The sequence below is a fragment of the Peribacillus sp. NPDC097225 genome (assembly GCF_044761955.1).
Taxonomy (GTDB): Bacteria; Bacillota; Bacilli; order Bacillales; family DSM-1321; genus Peribacillus.
On sequence record NZ_JBIWDJ010000008.1, the window covers coordinates 50,872 to 69,418 of the forward strand.

Consider the following 18,547-nt stretch of genomic DNA (forward strand, 5'->3'; position numbering starts at 1 on the left):
TTCAGGGACTGCTACAACAAAGACAATTCCGCCACTTCAAAAGAAGTCTTCCAGTTCATGAAAGAAAGCACACACTAAAAAAAGACCGCCCCAGAAGAGGCAGCCCATGCTGGATTATTCTTTGCCTTCCCCTGGGGCCGGGCGTCATCAGTCAAAACATAATTATTGATAGCGTAAACACTATGCTGATAAATCGGGATGTCCATTTTTTTGCATCGCTCGTTGATTCAGTAATTTAAATAATGGCGGCAAAGTCACATACACCATCAACACCCTAAGTACCTGAACAGCAACGACAAACATCGGGTCGGATTCGAGGGCTACTGAAGTGGCGGTCATTTCCGCAACTCCTCCAGGCGCAAAGGCCAATGAAGTAGTCATAAAGGACATTCCAGTCATTCTGGAATCGATATATGCACAAAGGATCATCATGAATATAAAAGCAACGGTACTTAATGAAGAGACGACCAGAATTTTTTTCATTCCTACGAACATTCCCCTATTGAACTTGGATCCCACACTTGCCCCAATCATAATTTGTGAAACAATCATGATGCTATCTGGCCACCAGGCAATCAAATCCACCCCCGCAATGAGTGAACCGGAAGCTTGAAAAAATGCAACCGTCAACATACTGCCTACTAGCCACGGCGCAGGTAACTTGAGGATTTTCCCGACATGGAAACCACCCCAGGCAGCGAGAGCCAGCACAAGCGTCCATCCTATTTCAACTTCATTAAAACTTTCCACCCCACCGAAAAAACGAGCCGGAGTTGAGGCTAATGGATTAGCCCCAAGTACAAAGAAAGGTACAATCATGACAACCAAAAAAATCCGGATGGTTTGTATGATCGTCACAACTCCGGTATTGGCCCCTGCTTCCTGAGCCATTCCTGGCATAGCTGAAAGACCTCCCGGTGCCGTAGAAAAGAAACTCGTCAGCATATCCATTTTACATAACTTGTACAAAAGAAAACCGGAGCCTAAAGAAAACAACAACGATAAAGCCAAGACGATGATGATCGTGATGCTATTTTCCATGAATATTCTCAACACGGAAAGGTTGAGTTGTAAGCCCAATTCAATGCCGAGCAGGCATTGTCCTGTTCTTAACCAAATTTGCATGCTATTCGATTGACTATCAGGTAACTTCAAGAAAGCTGGCTTCCAAAAAGAAAGCAGGGCGGACATCAACAGGGATCCGATCATCCATCCGATGGATAATCCCGTTGACGCCAGAAAAGCCCCTCCTAGGCCGCATAGTATCACTAGCCAAATGCCTTTCATTGTATCTACTAATCGCTCCATTCGATGACCTTCCCACTTTTATTTTTCATCTTTTCGTACAAATCTCAAAGAAACGAACATACCTGTTCACTCTTTCCTTGCCACTAATAACATCGCCTGCCCTTGGAAAGAGAGAACTTGGTTTTCAACAACCTCGATTGAAAGAAAATCGGTTGTTTCCTTTTCAGCCGCAATCATATAGGCCATCAATTCATTTTGATCCTTTTCAGGAAGCTGCATCATTTCACACCACTTCTTAAATTCGAACTTTTTTTTGAATGTCGTAAAACTTTCAATAATAAAGCCTGTGTTTTCAATAAGTGAAATCCATTCAGTTTTTTTATAGGCCCTGTAATGGCTAGGGTCCCTTTTCTTTTCTATATAGTTATAAAAGTGATCGTATTCATCCTTTTCGGCTGCAACGTTATCTATTAGGAGGAAAAGGCCATTTCTTTCTAAGACCCGGTTTGACTCCATTACAAATCGATTTATGTTCGGGAAATGGTGGGGTGCAATCCGACATGTAACCGTCCCAAATGATTGATCGGAAAAAGGGAGCTGCTCGGCATCTCCTTGAACAAACGATACATTTCCAATGCCATTTGAGGTGATGAATTTCTCTGCTTTCTCTAACATTTCAGGGGTCAAGTCAAGAGCGGTCACTTGTTTAAATAGTGGAGCTAAAGCTTTGACCACATGACCGCCTCCCGTTGCGATATCCAAAATTATCCTTTCTGTTCTTTTCCACGATCTTTATAAGTAAATCCAGATCTTCTCCACTCGCATGCGTTTTGCTCGTCACATAGTTGGCAGCGTTTTTTCCAAATTGGGAAAGAACTTGATCTTTTTCCCCCATCTTAAAACCTCCTTCTTCTCGCTTCCTTTCCAAATAAAGAAAACCGAATTTTCTAATATAGAAAAAGTCGGCTTCCTTATCTTCATCCATTATTCTTTACTGAGTAACCGTGTCTCTTCGGTTTTCCAAGGCATACGAAGCGGCAGATGTTCCTGCAAGTTTACCATATACAGAACCTGACATTAACCCAGATCCGCCTGGATAGTTTTCGTAGAAGATCCCTCCGACCATTTCACCCGCAGCGAACAATCCCGCAATAGGTGCTTCCTCTTCATTCAATACCTCGCCTACCGTGTTGACATGTATTCCACCAAACGAAAAAGTGATTCCACATGTTACCGGGAAAGCATAAAATGGACCTTGTTCAATGCGAAGTGCCCAATTTGATTTTGGTGGGGTAATTCCATCCGTTCCTTTACCGTCTTTTTCCGTAGGATTATAATTTCCTTCTTGTACAGAATGGTTATACTCCTCAATCGTTTTCAAGAATTGTGCTTGATTAACCGGCAGCAAATTAGCAAGTTCTTCGAGCGTATCCGCCTGATAAATGGTAGCCTCTTCAAGATCATACTCTTTACGCAGATACGGTCGCACCTGAGAATCATAAATCTGATAGGCTACATGATCAGGCTGTTTCAAGATTTCCCTTCCATACTTGGCATATGTATAGTTTCGGAAATCCGCACCCTCATCGACAAACCTGTTTCCATCTTTATTTAGCATGATGCTTAAAGGATAAGAATGTTTTTTGAAGATGTCTCCTGGTTTCGTAAAATCACCGACTTTTGGAGCATTATAATCCGTCCCAATTGAATGGCAGCCGGACCATTGCCCATATTTCTGTGCTCCTACCGCCAAAGCCATAGTTAACCCGTCTCCAGTATTATATTCCGTTCCTCTCACAATAGCCGCATTCCATTCCTCACCGATAAATTCGCTCCGTAGCTTTTTATCTGCTTCAAATCCTCCACACGCTAAAACGATGCTTGTCGTATTGATCGTTAGCTCCTTGCCTTCTTGCTGTACAACGATTGACTTGATCTGATTATTCTCGAGCTTCAGCTCGGTAGCGCGCGTCTCGTACCAAACCTCTATGCCAAGTTCTATCACACGTTCATTCAGTTTTCTAATCAGCCCTACACCTTTATCATTGGTTTTTAACGGAAGACCACCCCAAAATATCCGTTTGCCGTCTTTTTCAAAAGATTGATTTTCATAATTAAGTTCAAATTCAATGCCATGGCCCTGCATCCATTGAATGGTTTTATAGGATTGAGTAACCAATTGCTTCGCCAATTGAGGATCACTCTGTCCTTTCGTAACCCTCATGAGATCATCATAGTATTCTGTTTCACTATAAACGGGCACATGAATTTTCTCGGCTTCCTCGTCAGTGATAGAAGGAATGATTTTTCTGATATCATCCAGACCATTATAAGCAGTGCGAATGGCTCCATCCGTAAAGAATGAATTTCCACCTCTCTTTTGCTTCGGTCCTCGCTCGAGTACTAGTACGCTTGCGCCTTTTTCTCTAGCTGCTATAGCTGCACATAAAGCGGCATTTCCCGCTCCTACTACTATTATATCGAAATTAGATTGAACCATATATCTTCCTCCTAACATATTTTTACTTGAGCTAAGCTTAATACACTTCAAAAAATAAATGAAATATATAAATTTAGCTTAAGTCGATAAAAAATATTTATAACCAAACAAAAAAAAGACTTAGGATGGAGTCATTCCATATCCCTAAGCCCGTTTTATTATCTTTCCTTAACAAGGAAATCCACAAAAGCTTTTACTACCGAAAGATTTAAAAAATTGGCATCGTACATTAACCACGTGTTCCGTTGCAAAGGTGTTCCCTGTTTATCTTTTAAGCATAACTTATGTAGAAAATCATTGGGCTGTAGAGACATCTCCGGGATTATTGCCACCCCTAATTCATTTTTGACCATTTCCTTGCATGTCTCCAGCTTATCTACTTCCATGGTGATACGAGGTGGAGACGAAAACTGATCATGCCACCAATCACTGATTAAATTTTTCAATGAGTTGTCGGTATGATAATTAATGAACGGCAAGCTCGGCAGCTCCTCTATCGTAATCTCTCTTTTCGAAATCAGATATAACCTCTCTTGGGATAATAGGGACTTTTCTCCCTTCCATTGATAGTTGTTCCGCACGATCCCCACATGTACCTTTGACGAATCCAGGAGGCTCATGATTTCGGTACTCCATCCCGTATTTAAATTAAATTGTATATCTGGATATTGCTTCGAAAATCTTTTCAAGATTTCAGGCAACTTATATCTTGCAAAATTACTGGAAACACCTAAACGCAACGTTCCATTGATTCCATCATTCATATTCATCACATGGTCTTTCGTTTGTTGCAATTTCCTTTGCATTTCCTCGGCGTACTTGACTATATAGTCGCCCTCAGAGGTAAAATCGATTCCTTTCTTCGTCTTGAAAAATAAAGCTACGCCAAACTCTGCTTCTATATTCTTTAATCGATAGCTTAAAGCTGGCTGCGATATATATAGTCGTTCTGCCGTGCGTGTAATGCTTTTCTCCTCATGAAGTATGTTTAAGAAAATCCAATCCTTTTCATCCATTCGAACCCGCCTTTTCTAATGTTATAATTTGTATTTATAAGATATTAAAGAAAGTATACATTGAATTTATGAGTTTATCGAATACCCTTTCCTCTCTTTCGACTTCTTCCAAGCCTAAATAGTTTAGTATGCTTTAGCTTTACTTCCTCCTTTAGGTACCAAAAAAGAACCCCTGACATTCCCCTTAAGATTGTGATGAAGTACATATGTTATAAACTTTTTTAATGACAAATCGAAAAAAATATATATTTAACTTATTAACTTTCCTGTATTACTATTTAACAAAGATAACCAATAACAACATTGAGGTGATGCAAATAGGAATTTTTAAAATTAATTTTCTGAATAATCAATCAAGAAAAGTCTTTATTGTAAGCGTATTCAAAAGGAGGGGAACCGTCCATTGCTAACTATATTAGGAGTTTCCATGGTTACTATCTTTACATATTTGATTATGACCAAAAAGATGTCACCGATTGTGGCTTTAACACTTATACCTATCATTTTCGCTATAATTGGTGGCTTTGCTTCTGATATCGGTCCCATGATGCTTGAAGGGATAAAGCTCGTTGCACCTTCAGCCGCTTTATTATTATTCGCTATATTGTTTTTTGGAGTGATGATTGATGCTGGGTTATTCGACCCGCTTATCGCAAAAATATTACAGATCGTTAAACGGGACCCTGTCAAAATTGCGATAGGGACAGCCATTCTATCCCTCATGGTAGCATTAGATGGGGATGGCACAACCACATATATGATCGTGGTTTCAGCCATGCTTCCTCTTTATAAACGAATTGGCATGAATCCTTTGATAATGGCCACTATCGCTATGCTCTCCTTAAGTGTAATGAGTGGCATGACACCATGGGGAGGCCCCGCTACACGGGTCATAGCTGTTTTGGGTCTTGATGCTTCAGAATTCTTCGTTCCCCTCATACCAACAATGATCGGGGGAGCTTTATGGGTGACCTTCATTGCTTTTTTACTCGGAAAAAAAGAACGCAAACGGCTTGGAAGTATCCCTTTCCCTTACGCAGAAGAGGATTCTATCGCTCAATCTGAGACTGCCGCTACTATAGAGGACACTCTCATTAAAGAAGAAAGCGATATAAAAAGGCCTAAGTTATTGTGGGTAAATCTCTTGATCGTCCTATCCATCATGACTACTCTCATACTCAACCTATTGCCTGCTCCCGTATTGTTTCTGATTGGCTTCATCCTTGCCCTGCTGATAAATTACCCAGACTTAGAGAAGCAAAAAGAACGGATGCTAGCTCACTCAGGTAACGCTCTAATCGTGGTCATCCTTGTTTTTGCAGCTGGCGTTTTTGCTGGAATTTTATCCGGAACAAAAATGGTGGACGCAATGGCCAACACCTTGGTTTCCATCATTCCGGAATCTTTAGGCGCCTTCTTCCCTTTAATCGTAGCGTTTACCAGTATGCCTTTTACTTTTGTATTATCAAACGACGCCTATTATTTTGGAGTCTTGCCCATCCTTGCTGAAGCGGCCTCCGCGTATGGGATTGCCCCTATTGAAATTGCCCGGGCTTCCATATTGGGCCAACCCGTTCACTTAATGAGTCCATTAGTCGCTTCGACCATCTTATTAGTCGGCATGATTGGGAAAGATATAGGTGACCATCAACGTTTTGCTTTAAAATGGGCCATTCTTTCATCCCTGATTCTCACTGGATTGGCGATATTGACTGGGGCCATATCCTTCATGTGATACACATTTTTTAACTATTACATCCATCTACCAATAATAATCCTTAAGCAAAAGCACTCCATTCCTGGAGTGCTTTTGTGTTTTATTTTTCAACCTTCATGTAACTCAGTGCACGGGTTGCGGCTTCCCTCGCCGTTTCGACAGAATCAGCTGTGGATAATGCAACAGCAACCCTTCTGCCAACCTTCGTGACCGGTTTTCCGAAAACGCGCACCTGCGTATTCGGTTGAGCCAAGGCTTTATCTACCCCGACTATAGAATATTCTGATAACTCAACCGGTGCTTTCAAGGGACGGCTTGCTCCTGGGGTGATCAGTGTGATTTCAGGGATCGGGAATCCTAGAATCGCACGGGCATGAAGGGCAAACTCCGATAGGTTTTGGGTGACCAATGTTACTAATCCTGTATCATGCGGACGTGGGGAGACTTCACTGAAATAGACCTTATCCCCTGAAAGGAATAACTCTACTCCAAATAATCCATATCCACCAAGTTCATCTGTAATCTTCTTGGCAATCCTTTTTGCTTCGATGATTTGTCCTTCCGTCATAGCATGTGGCTGCCAAGATTCTATATAGTCCCCGCCCTCCTGGACATGACCGATTGGTGCACAAAACATCGTTCCGTTAACGGCACGGACAGTTAGCAACGTAATTTCCGAATCAAAGCGAATGAACTCTTCAATGATCACTCTTCCATTTTGGACCCGGCCACCTTCCATCGCTATTTTCCAGCAGGCTTCCAAATCATCTTTTGAACGACAAACGCTTTGCCCTTTACCAGAAGAACTCATTAGCGGTTTCACGACATTAGGAAAACCGATTTCTGTAGCAGATGAAACAAATTCTTCATATGTATTGGCAAATCGATAAGCTGCCGTTGGTAACTTTAGCGTTTCAGAGGCCAACCTTCTAATTCCTTCACGGTCCATCGTCAATTTAGCCGCTCTTGCCGTTGGGATAACCGCGAACCCTTCTTCCTCCAATTTAAGCAATTCGGAAGTGGCGATGGCCTCAATTTCCGGCACGATTAAATCAGGTTGTTCTTTTTCAACGACTTCCCTAAGCTGCTTCTCATCCAACATATCAATCACATAACTTCGATGGGCCACTTGCATGGCAGGTGCATGTTCATACCGGTCGACTGCAACGGTATCAATACCAAGCCGCTGAGCTTCCAGGATGACTTCCTTGCCTAATTCTCCTGAGCCCAATAATAAAACCTTTTTTGTTCTATACATATTCCACTTCTCCCCCTCCATGTGTTCAAAACCATTATATACGAACTATATACTAATAAAAACATATTTCGTTCGTTTTTTATTTTAATTTTCCTCTAAAACTCTTGATTTCATATAAAATATTTTGTTTTTTAATCATAAATCTTTATAAACAAAGGAAGATACCATTTGATTGGAGGACGGAATGCCAAGTACGCTCAGTGAAATCAGCACCGTTCTTTACAGAATGGAGGAGTGATATCTTATACATGTCGAAATTTGTACTACGATACTTTTTGAAAATGTAAGCGCTTTCCATTATAATGTAAGTAGGTTGGATGGCATGCGTGGCCGTCAAAGTATTCGGCGTAGGCGGGGCCAATACTAGCGTTAAAAGGAGGAAAACGCTTTTAACGCACAACTATTAGCACTCCTTGGATAAGGGCTGTTAAAGATTCTTAACAGTTACTTGTTAGATATATGCACCATACATAGTCATGGACAAGGGTTGTCTAACATGCCCTTGTCTTTGCAGCAGCCCTCATCGTTTCAGTCTAATAGTTTATAAGATTAAAAGCTCTTCCACTGAAAAATCAGAGAAGAGCTTTTTCGTTTGTACCTAACATTCTAGTTCCTTCCCCATCTCATCCAGGATGGTCAAGACTTTCAAAAATCCAATAGCAGACCATTTAAAAACACAAGCTGAGACTGTAGATGATGCATGTGCTGTGATTGACATGAACTGTATACCGGCATCTACAACTAGGTAGGACCTTCGCTTAATACGAAAAAACAGGCATCCATTGCACTAATGGATGCCTGTTTAGATGTTGATTCTATTCTTAGACTTCTTGCGGTACAGCTAATCCAAGACCTTCAGCAATACGTGTTCCGTATTCTGGATCGGCTTTGTAGAAGTGTCCGATTTGACGAAGTTTAATTTCTTCTAATTCCACTGGTTTCATTGCACCCACGACATTTTCTACAAGACGTGTTTTTTCTTCGTCGCTCAACAGGCGATATAGATCTCCTGCTTGAGTGTAGTGATCATGATGATTATAGGCAACCTGATCAGCTTGTCCAGACACTTCAAACGGCGCAAGTTTGTTTTCGTTTGATTCAGCTGGTCCCCCAAAGCTATTTGGTTCGTAATAAACGGAACCTTTCCCATTATCATCGGCACGCATGAAGCCATCGCGTTGATATGTGTTTGCTTCCACTTTCGGACGGTTAACCGGAAGTTGGTTATGGTTAGCACCTACACGATAACGATGGGCATCGCCATAAGCAAATAAACGGCCTTGAAGCATTTTATCTGGAGAAGCTTCAATTCCAGGTACGAATGTTCCTGGGGAGAATGTTGCTTGCTCTACTTCAGCAAAATAGTTTTCAGGGTTTCTGTTCAATTCCACGCGGCCAAGTTCGATTAATGGATAATCTTTTTGCGACCAGACCTTAGTCACATCGAATGGGTCAAAGCGGTATGTGTCCGCGTCTTCCAAAGGCATGATTTGTACGCATAATTTCCAAGCCGGGAAATCACCTTTTTCAATCGCGTTGAATAGATCTTCCGTATGGTAATCAGGGTTTTCACCTGCAAGTTTAGCAGCAAGGTTCACATCAAGGTTTTTGATGCCTTGCTCTGTTTTAAAGTGGTATTTCACCCAAACAGCTTGTCCTTCTTCATTCACCCACTTGAATGTATGGCTTCCGAATCCATGCATATGGCGCCATGTTGCTGGAATCCCACGGTCGGACATCAGCGTAGTTACTTGGTGAAGTGATTCTGGTGAATGAGACCAGAAATCCCATACGGCAGTCGGATTTTTCAAGTGTGTTCTAGGATCTCTTTTTTGTGTGTGGATGAAATCAGGGAATTTGATTGCATCACGGATGAAAAATACAGGTGTATTGTTCCCAACGATATCGTAGTTTCCTTCTTCTGTGTAGAATTTGACCGCGAAGCCCCTCGGATCACGTAATGTATCGGCAGAACCAAGTTCCCCAGCTACCGTTGAAAAACGGATGAACATCTCCGTTTCTTTCCCTACACCATTGAATACTTTGGCCTTCGTATATTTGGACAAATCATTCGTAACGGTAAAAGTACCAAATGCGCCACCGCCTTTAGCATGGACGACACGTTCAGGAACACGTTCACGATTGAAATGTGCCAGTTTTTCTAATAAGTGAACATCTTGTATAAGCACTGGTCCACGTGATCCAGCAGTAATTGAATTTTGGTTATCGCCAACCGGGGCACCCCAGCTAGTTGTCAGGTTTTTCTTATTCGACATAAATGAACCACCTCTTCATTAGTTTTAATATACATATAATAATATAGTTTCTTAGAAAAAAATCAATACTTATTTATAATAATTTTAATATAATAATAAGATTCAATAAGCATAATTTCTTTTCTAAATGCTAGTAAAGTATAAAATATGTAGGGGAAATGAGGTATTATGCACTTATTTAGGTATTCACTATCTATATATTGGTATAACTCCAGCGGTGGCGCATTCTCTTTATTCTTGCTTTTTTATCAATTATAAGAAAAATAGAATAGTAATCGAGAATACTAGAGGGTGAAATTGGAAGTGTTATCAATTAAGATGCTTCGCTTTCTCTCATTTTATAGGAAATCAGCCTGTTTAATCAGTGAAAATTCCGTGAATTTTACTTTCACGTGTACCCATTCGCCAAACAGTCGAAAGATGCCTCTAAATATAGAAGATTTTTTGTGCCAATTCAGCAAATTCCCCCCTGATTTGCATGAGGTTTTAGTATAATAAGGAATGCATATAGTGTTTTAGGAGGTTTCCATGAATATAATCATGCGTTTTCTTGCCAATGGGCTGATATTACTTTTCATAGACTGGCTTCTCGACTCCATCACGATAAAATCTTATGGCACAGCTTTGCTGGCTATCTTCATCTTATCGATTATGAACATGTTAGTTAAACCCATTCTACAGCTCATCACTTTACCAATCACGATCCTGACATTCGGATTGTTTTCCTTCATCATCAACGCTTTCACTTTTCTGATTACGTCGTATGTGGTCAGTGGTTTTGTCATTCATTCTTTTTGGGGCGCGCTCATCGGTTCGTTTTTACTAACCATCACTCAAAGTTTACTCGTCAAAAAAGAGTAGGAACACTCGTCAGTCGACATGCTGACGATTTTTTTATCTCGTGACTTTTTCCATAACACCGTTCGATATTTCCTGGGCTATTTCCCTAATTTTTGCAAATCATCACTAGCAGTATTCACTCATTTTCGAAAAACAAAAAGGGAATGGAACCACCTTTGCATAAGTTTATCCATACATACGCTAAAAACAGGTATGAATCGACTTATGGAGGAATGACATGTACACCAATCGTAAACCAAGAATTCTTCTGTCCCTCATGCTCGTGCTCGCTTTCCTTATTCCAGCTTCATCCTTAGCCGCAACCGGGGATGGAAGCCCATCTTCTCCTTACTCCGTCTCTCAGGCTTTCGTAAACCAAAATAGTTCCATTCGTACTGTCAGTGGCTTTGTAATCGGCCAGCCCACTTCAGCCACTAGCGTCGAGTTCAGCAACTATCCAAGTGATTATGCGCTGGCAATTGCTGATAGTTCCTCGGAAACAAACGTATCGAATATGCTTTTTGTCCAAATTCCCTCCTCCTTCCGTTCTGAATTCGGATTGCAATCGAATCCTGATTTAAAAGGTCAAAAAGTCACCATAACCGGAACACTGACTTCCTACTTTTCTCATTCTGGCTTGAAGGACCCCTCAGTCATGGTGAAAAACGGGAGCACTCCAGACTCAGGAACTCCGAATGCCGGATCTTATTATGACTCGGCTACCGGAAAAACCGGGCGTGCTCTAAAAGATGCCCTCCATGAAATCATTGATGACCATACGAAAATTTCCTACGCAAATGTGTGGGAAGCCTTGCGAGAAACCGATGAAGATCCAAACAACTCCAATCATGTCATTCTTCTATATACAGGGCGTTCACAGGCAAAGACCACCAATGGTGCAGGCGTGAATGACTGGAACCGTGAGCATGTCTGGGCAAAATCCCATGGCGGATTCGGGACATCCATGGGTGCTGGCACCGATTTACATCACTTGCGGCCGACCGATGCGTCCGTCAATAGTACGCGCAATAATCTCGACTTTGATAATGGGGGATCCGAACATTCCGAAGCCAAAGGGAACTATTACGACTCCGATTCATGGGAACCACGGGATAAGGTGAAAGGAGATGTGGCGCGGATGCTCTTCTATATGGCGGTGCGCTATGAAGGAGAGAACGGTGAAGTCGATTTGGAATTGAATAACCTAGTCAACAACGGCTCAGCTCCATATCATGGGAAACTGGACGTGTTGCTTGATTGGCATGAACAAGATCCAGTCGATGCATTTGAACGAAATCGAAATGAAATCATTTATAACGACTACCAACATAATCGAAATCCTTTCATCGATCATCCCGAATGGGCTGCTTCCATCTGGGAGTAATGAAACCGGCTGCCCATTTCCTAAGGGCAGCTTTTTTCATACAGGCATCAAGTAGTAAGAAAAATTAGTTAATTAACTTTCGCTAAATAACAATTACCTTACAAACTTCATATATTCTCTTAAAAATTCCCTTATTTGGTAAGCGTTTTCATTTTTTTCTTTACAAATAAACTATTAGTATATATTATTTAATTGTAATATTTTGAGAAAAGACAATACATATTATGCTCCTCAACTCTACTAGTGATAAAATAGTAGAATGCGTTAAAAACCCATATTCCTACACAAGAAAAGAGGAAAATTATGCAAAACTCCAAAGATTCTCAATTACATAGAGGATTGGAAGAAAGACACATCGCATTAATGTCTCTTGGCGCTGCCATTGGGGTCGGGTTGTTTCTTGGCTCTGCATCGGCCATTAAATTAGCCGGTCCCGCAATTATTTTGGCTTATGCCATTGGCGGCTTTATTATTTATCTCATCATGCGGGCTTTAGGGGAAATGGCCATTAAAAACCCCGTTGCCGGTTCCTTCAGCCGCTATGCAAGCGATTTTATCGGTCCTCTCGCCGGATACATTACAGGCTGGAATTACTGGTTCCTTTGGATTGCAACGTGCATGGCCGAAATTACGGCTGTCGGCATTTACATGCAGTTCTGGTATCCAGACACTGCACAATGGGCTTGGGCATTAGGCGCACTTGTGATTATGACAACCGTTAATTTCCTTGCCGTTAAAGCTTATGGTGAATTAGAGTTTTGGTTTGCCCTAATTAAAATTGTCACGATTATCTTAATGATCGTTTTAGGATTTGGCATGATTTTCTTTGGTATCGGTAACGCTGGGGATGCAGTCGGATTCAGTAATCTATTCTCACATGGAGGCTTCTTCCCTAATGGTATCTCGGGCGTTGTTCTTTCATTCCAAATGGTGATGTTCGCCTATTTAGGCATCGAGATGCTTGGAGTGACGGCTGGGGAAGTAAAGAACCCTGAGAAATCACTTAAACGGGCAATCAATACCGTGTTTTATCGAATTTTACTGTTTTATGTTTTGGCTCTTACTGTCATTCTTTCAATTACTCCATGGGATCAAATGACAGGGGAAAACAGCCCGTTCGTTATGATGTTCGATAGAATCGGCATCCCAGGGGCGGCAGGGATCATCCAGTTCGTCGTACTGACAGCAGCTCTCTCTTCTTGCAATAGCGGAATCTTCAGTACGGGTCGAATGCTGTTTAACCTGGCACAGCAAGGCGAATCACCAAAAAGTTTCGGTCGTGTCACAAAGAATGGCGTGCCTGGCACAGCCATTATCGTATCGGCCGTCGTTCTCCTTTTTGGCGTCTACCTGAATTATATGAAAGCTGACAAAGTATTTACTTATGTGACTAGTGTGGCGACATTTGGAGCACTATGGACATGGGGCACCATCCTTATCACACACATCAGTTCCCGAAAGAAAATGAGTGGACAGGAAAAACAAAACTTAACATTCAAAATGCCGTTTTTCCCGCTCACTTCTTATTTCGCCCTTGCCTTTCTAGTATTTGTCATGGTCGTTCTCGGCTTTTCTCCTGATACGAGAATCGCTTTGATCGTTGGTCCGATCTGGATTATCCTGCTTGTCGTGTTGTACTACATAACAGGATTGCATAAGCGAAAAAAATAAATAGCGAAGAAAGGGTGCCCATTGAACACGGGCACCCTTTCTTTAGCTATTTTCCCTTCTTTTTCCCTACGATAAAAATGGAATAAAGTTACACTTAATAACCCATTAAAATGTTTTATTTAGACAATTAGAGGTAATGGTATAACAACGACCAAATATGTAGAAAGATGGTGGATGGCATTATGAATTATCGAAAATTAGCAAAAAGCGTGTTGATTCCTGTTGTCGGAGGGTCCATTGTCGGGGCAATTGCCACAAGAAACTCCAAAGAGATTTACAATGACCTCAAGAAACCTTCATTCGCTCCCCCTTCATGGGTTTTCCCCGTCGCTTGGACAGGCCTATATACCGTCATGGGAATCGCGAAGTATCGTGTATCCGTGAAGGAAAAAAACACAAAATCACCGGAACTCCTCTATGATACCCAGCTCGGACTGAACTTTTTATGGTCTTTCCTCTTCTTCAAATGGGGCTTGCGTGGAACGGCTTTCATCGAAATGGCCGCCCTATTGACCTTGATTACTTTGACAGCCTTCGAGTTTTACAGCATCGACCGTACGGCTGGCCTCGCCATGGTTCCTTATATCGGCTGGGTGACTTTCGCTTTGGGCCTTAACTACTCTATGTTCAGAAACAACTGATGAAGAAAAAAGAGCATTCCATGTTTCGGAATGCTCGCTTTTTTTGAATTGGACCGATAAAACATCCAGTTTGACCGATATATCTGCCAAACGGACTGACATCCTTCCTGAATGGACCGATAAAACTCATTTTAGTTATTGATGTTCGTGATTCTACCTTCCGTAACCGCCGTAATTTTTCCACCTTTAAAAGTGTTTTTCACATATTCAACGAAAGCCTCTAAATCGGCATGGCCGAATACGCGCTCTTTATCTTTTAACACGGTATAGTTATCGCCGCCGCTTGCCATGAAGTCATTGACAGTCACGGTGTACGTTTTTGACTCGTCGATTGGGGTGCCATCCGCTTTCTTCATTTCCGTGACGCGCTCTGCCACTGGCTTACTGAAATCAGCGGTATAGCTCAATCCGGAGATTTGCAAAGTTTTCGGATTGCCTTCAACGACCCACTGCTGTTGCAGCAATGTTTTCACTTCCGCACCTGTTAATTCAAGTTTGACCAGTACGTTTCCGAATGGCTGGATTTTTGCCAAATCGGCATACGTTACTTCACCTTGTGGAATATCGGCACGAATTCCACCTGGATTCATGAAAGCGAAATCAGATTGTAGATCGGCTTTCATTGAATCCGCGATTAAATTTCCAAGACCCGTTTCCTGGGTATAGGCGTTCGCTCTTAAAATCTTTTCATCCGTCGTTCCTAGTGGCGCTTTCAGTTCTGGGAACTGATCCAAATATGAGTTTATGAACTTCGTCGTTTCAGCATCTGGTGTGATTCCGTCTTGTGTGACTGTCACGATCTCAGCTGATTTTTTGACAATGTCCTTTGTTTTCGGATCAATTTCCAAGTCAATGTCTTCAAAAGCCGTTCCGTAAGAATACGCTTGAACGATTAACTTTCCATCGACCGTACTATTATTCTTGGCATGATTGTCTCCAGCTAAAATGACATCGACTTCATCATCGATATCTTTTGCCAGTTCCGCCACTTCCCCTGTAATGACCCCATCTTTCTCAGTGCCTGGATCATGCGAGACAACGACAATCGATTTGACGCCTTTTTCCTTTAACTCATCGACCGCTTTATTGACGGCTGGGGCCTGCTCAATGAATTCTACATTCTTGATACCGGCAGGGCTTACCTTTTGAGGTGTCGTATTCGTGACGACACCAATAAATCCGATTTCCACACCGCCGACCTCTTTAATGACATAAGGATCTAATATTGGTTTTTTTGTGTCTTTATACACGACATTTGCCACCACATACGGGAAGTTCAACTTATCGAAGACAACATCCGAAGTGGGTGACTTTCCGCCATTAATTTGGGCCATCAGCGTTTCGATTCCTTTATCGAACTCATGGTTTCCGACCGTTCCTACATCAAACCCCATATTATTCAGAAACTGAAGAGTTGGTTTGTCCTGTAATAGAGAGGAAACAGGAGCGCTCGCACCAACGGCATCCCCAGCTGAGATTAACAGGGTATTTTCCGGATTCTCTGCCTCACGCTTTTTTAAGTGGGCCGCTAAGTAATCGGCACGTCCTTGTTTGACTCCGCCAAACTCAGAAGTAGTATCCATTTGACCGTGAAAATCATTGATGCCCAACAATTGAACTTGAATGTTGTTATTGGCTAGATTGAATTTGTAGATACCAAATCCTTTATCATCCGTTTTGCCTGTATATGAAATAGCACTTTCTTCATTTAAATATTCTGCACCTTTTGGCGATGAAGTGAATGTAACATTCACCTTGTCGGAAATCGGGGCAATCGACCAGTTATTGTCTGCGGTCGGATTGATTTCCTTCTCTTGTGTAATGTAATCCATCAAGATCTGACGGTTTTCATCAGCGGAGTCGACAATGTATTCACTGCCTTTGACGCCTGGGAAATTCCCTCCGCCCGAAGCACGGTAATTATTCGTTATGACGATGAATTCTTGATTTGGATCAACGGCTTTGCCCTCGTATTTCAAGTTGGTGATCCTGCTTGAATCTGATAGCTTCTCGCCTTTTTCATCATAACGGGGAGCTTTCGTGACATCGACTTGATACGTCACGCCATCAATCACGTCAAAGTTATAGACTGCAAACTTTTCATTCAGTAATTTCTGTTCCTCTGTTTTCGCAGGATCGATTGTATTGAATTTCCCTGCAGACATTTCAAGCCATTCTTTGACCACGGACCCTTTGATTTTGATGGCTTTTAATGTATTATCGTACAAATATAGGTCACCAGCGCTGCGGATTGTCAAATCACCCGTTTTTATATCGGTGTATTCCTCGACTCCATTGCGGCCAGCCTTGAATGGTGCCCCTACAGAAAGGATTGGTAAGTCCTTATATTCAGGACGATTGTTCTTAAGATAATTTTCAACATACCATTTTTGTGCACTTGTTACGACCTGTACAGAAGGATCATCCTGCACAAGGGCAAAATAACTGTGGATTGGTGCTGTTGTTTTACCGATTGGCGTGTTAACATACTTAACCGTTGCCTCGTGGTCTTTTTTGACCGCCTTCACAACAGCCGCATCTTCCGCCGCTTTCTTACCGGTTACTTTGTCATTGATTGCCCGGGTTGAAGAATCTGAGTTGATGACTTTCCATTTTCCCTTGATATTCTGAATATCAAGGTCGATGATGCCAAGATTACTTCCACCATATCCTGCTTGGACGGCTGGTACCCCATTGATCGTTCCCTTTTTATTATCAACGCCCGCAAGGACTTTGCCTTGACTGTCTTTGAACAGGTTGTCCAATGATGCCTCATCTTGGGCCGGGAAAACTTTATGAGTATGTGAGAACGTGATGGCATCGATATTGGCCACTTTACTTAATGAATAGATAACATCCTCGGTGTTTTTGGCGTCGCCACTAAAACCGGAATGCGTAAGTGCCACGATGACATCTGCACCCTTTTTCTTCATTTCAGGGACATATTTTTTGGCTGTCGCAATGATTTCCTTTGTTACGACTTTCCCTTCAAGATTTGTTTTATCCCAATCCATGATTTGTGGAGGGGCAAATCCGATATAGCCGATTTTCACGGACTTTTCATTACCATTTATATCTTTCACTTTCTTCGTTACGATCTTGTAAGGCGTGTATTTATTTTTATCGTTATTTGGATTTTTGTCTTTGTCTATTTTATAAACGTTTGCATTTACATAGGGGAATTTCGCATCATTGATGGCTTCATCCAAATAAGATAAGCCATAGTTGAATTCGTGGTTACCGAATGTAGCCACATCATAGTCTAGTAGATTCATCGCTTTATAGACAGGGTGCACTTCTCCCTTTTTAAGCGGGGCTATATTCGCTTTGTATGTACCAAGCGGCGTGCCTTGAATGAGGTCCCCATTATCTACTAAGACACTATTTTTCACTTCTTTTCTTGCCTGTTTGATCAAGGTTGCCGTGCGGGAAAACCCTACTGAATCCGATACGGCATTTTTGTAATAATCATAACTTACTAGATTGGTGTGTATATCTGTCGTTTCCATGATTCTCAGTTCAAATGGCGCGTCGGAAACCGAAGTGGCCAAGCTTGTTCCGAAATTACTCGTTTTTCCATTATAGTTGGAAACGACGGATACCTTGATCCAATATCCTGACTTGTACGTGTTGAAGTGAGCAGAAAACTTTTGTGCTGTCTTGATGTCCGTCTCTACTGCTGATTGCGAAACGACCTTTGTCCCATTCATTAACTGAAAGACAACGGCTTCTTTCCCCTTATTGCCCTTTTTGGGCGTAACGGTCACAGTGGCTTTTGCCCCATTTGTGTAACTTACCGAAGGAGCGGATATGGCAAACGGTTTCGCTTTTGCCTCTCCTTTAGCGGATGCATCCACCGGAAGGGCAAATGGTGCTGTAATTAAACTTACAGCAAGGATAGGGACTAGCATTTTGGACTTGAACGACATACTTCACAACCTCTCAGATTTTATCAAATTCTAGAATAATATAACATATTCTTATCAGAATTTTTAC

11 protein-coding genes and 1 pseudogene are annotated in these 18,547 nt (G+C 41.8%); 5 read left to right on the forward strand and 7 right to left on the reverse strand.

What is annotated here, in order from left to right; all coding sequences use genetic code 11:
- Nucleotides 1-180 precede the first annotated feature (180 nt).
- From ACIQXH_RS17780 to ACIQXH_RS17795, 4 genes and pseudogenes are all read right to left on the reverse strand, one after another.
- A complete protein-coding gene (locus ACIQXH_RS17780) occupies nt 181-1,308 on the reverse strand; it encodes an AbrB family transcriptional regulator (protein ID WP_402871210.1) in 1,128 nt (375 codons plus the stop codon).
- Between the two features lie 66 nt (nt 1,309-1,374).
- Nucleotides 1,375-2,143: pseudogene (locus tag ACIQXH_RS17785) on the reverse strand (class I SAM-dependent methyltransferase).
- 96 nt (nt 2,144-2,239) lie between these two features.
- Nucleotides 2,240-3,748: an FAD-dependent tricarballylate dehydrogenase TcuA gene (gene tcuA, locus ACIQXH_RS17790; protein WP_402871205.1), complete on the reverse strand. Its 1,509-nt coding sequence runs from the start codon at nt 3,746-3,748 to the stop codon at nt 2,240-2,242.
- 158 nt (nt 3,749-3,906) lie between these two features.
- Complete coding sequence (locus ACIQXH_RS17795; protein WP_402871202.1) at nt 3,907-4,764, reverse strand: LysR family transcriptional regulator; 858 nt, start codon at nt 4,762-4,764, stop codon at nt 3,907-3,909.
- A 403-nt stretch (nt 4,765-5,167) separates the two neighbouring features.
- On the opposite strand from ACIQXH_RS17795, the gene ACIQXH_RS17800 reads away from it, so the two are divergent.
- On the forward strand, nt 5,168-6,499 hold the full coding sequence (locus ACIQXH_RS17800) for a CitMHS family transporter (RefSeq protein ID WP_402989898.1): 1,332 nt from the start codon (nt 5,168-5,170) through the stop codon (nt 6,497-6,499).
- A gap of 82 nt (nt 6,500-6,581) precedes the next feature.
- Here the strand turns inward: ACIQXH_RS17800 and purT are convergent, their stop codons facing one another.
- Nucleotides 6,582-7,739 (reverse strand): phosphoribosylglycinamide formyltransferase 2, encoded by a 1,158-nt coding sequence (gene purT / locus ACIQXH_RS17805; protein WP_402989901.1) that lies wholly within the window; start codon nt 7,737-7,739, stop codon nt 6,582-6,584.
- Between the two features lie 821 nt (nt 7,740-8,560).
- A complete protein-coding gene (gene katA, locus ACIQXH_RS17810; protein WP_403125104.1) occupies nt 8,561-10,015 on the reverse strand; it encodes a catalase KatA in 1,455 nt (484 codons plus the stop codon).
- 528 nt (nt 10,016-10,543) lie between these two features.
- Here katA and ACIQXH_RS17815 point away from each other — a divergent pair.
- The 4 genes from ACIQXH_RS17815 (at nt 10,544) to ACIQXH_RS17830 (ending at nt 14,551) form a co-directional block, all read left to right on the forward strand.
- Nucleotides 10,544-10,876: a phage holin family protein gene (locus tag ACIQXH_RS17815; protein ID WP_403125106.1), complete on the forward strand. Its 333-nt coding sequence runs from the start codon at nt 10,544-10,546 to the stop codon at nt 10,874-10,876.
- A 217-nt stretch (nt 10,877-11,093) separates the two neighbouring features.
- Nucleotides 11,094-12,239 (forward strand): endonuclease, encoded by a 1,146-nt coding sequence (locus ACIQXH_RS17820; protein WP_403125109.1) that lies wholly within the window; start codon nt 11,094-11,096, stop codon nt 12,237-12,239.
- Nucleotides 12,240-12,542: 303 nt separating this feature from the next.
- Nucleotides 12,543-13,910, forward strand: a complete 1,368-nt coding sequence (locus tag ACIQXH_RS17825) for an amino acid permease (protein ID WP_402871185.1) — start codon at nt 12,543-12,545, stop codon at nt 13,908-13,910.
- A 182-nt stretch (nt 13,911-14,092) separates the two neighbouring features.
- Nucleotides 14,093-14,551, forward strand: a complete 459-nt coding sequence (locus ACIQXH_RS17830) for a TspO/MBR family protein (RefSeq protein ID WP_402871182.1) — start codon at nt 14,093-14,095, stop codon at nt 14,549-14,551.
- Nucleotides 14,552-14,682: 131 nt separating this feature from the next.
- On the opposite strand, the gene ACIQXH_RS17835 is transcribed toward ACIQXH_RS17830, so the two are convergent.
- Nucleotides 14,683-18,480 carry a bifunctional 2',3'-cyclic-nucleotide 2'-phosphodiesterase/3'-nucleotidase gene (locus ACIQXH_RS17835; RefSeq protein WP_403125112.1) on the reverse strand — a complete coding sequence of 1,266 codons (3,798 nt, stop codon included), beginning with the start codon at nt 18,478-18,480 and terminating at the stop codon, nt 14,683-14,685.
- Nucleotides 18,481-18,547 lie beyond the last annotated feature (67 nt).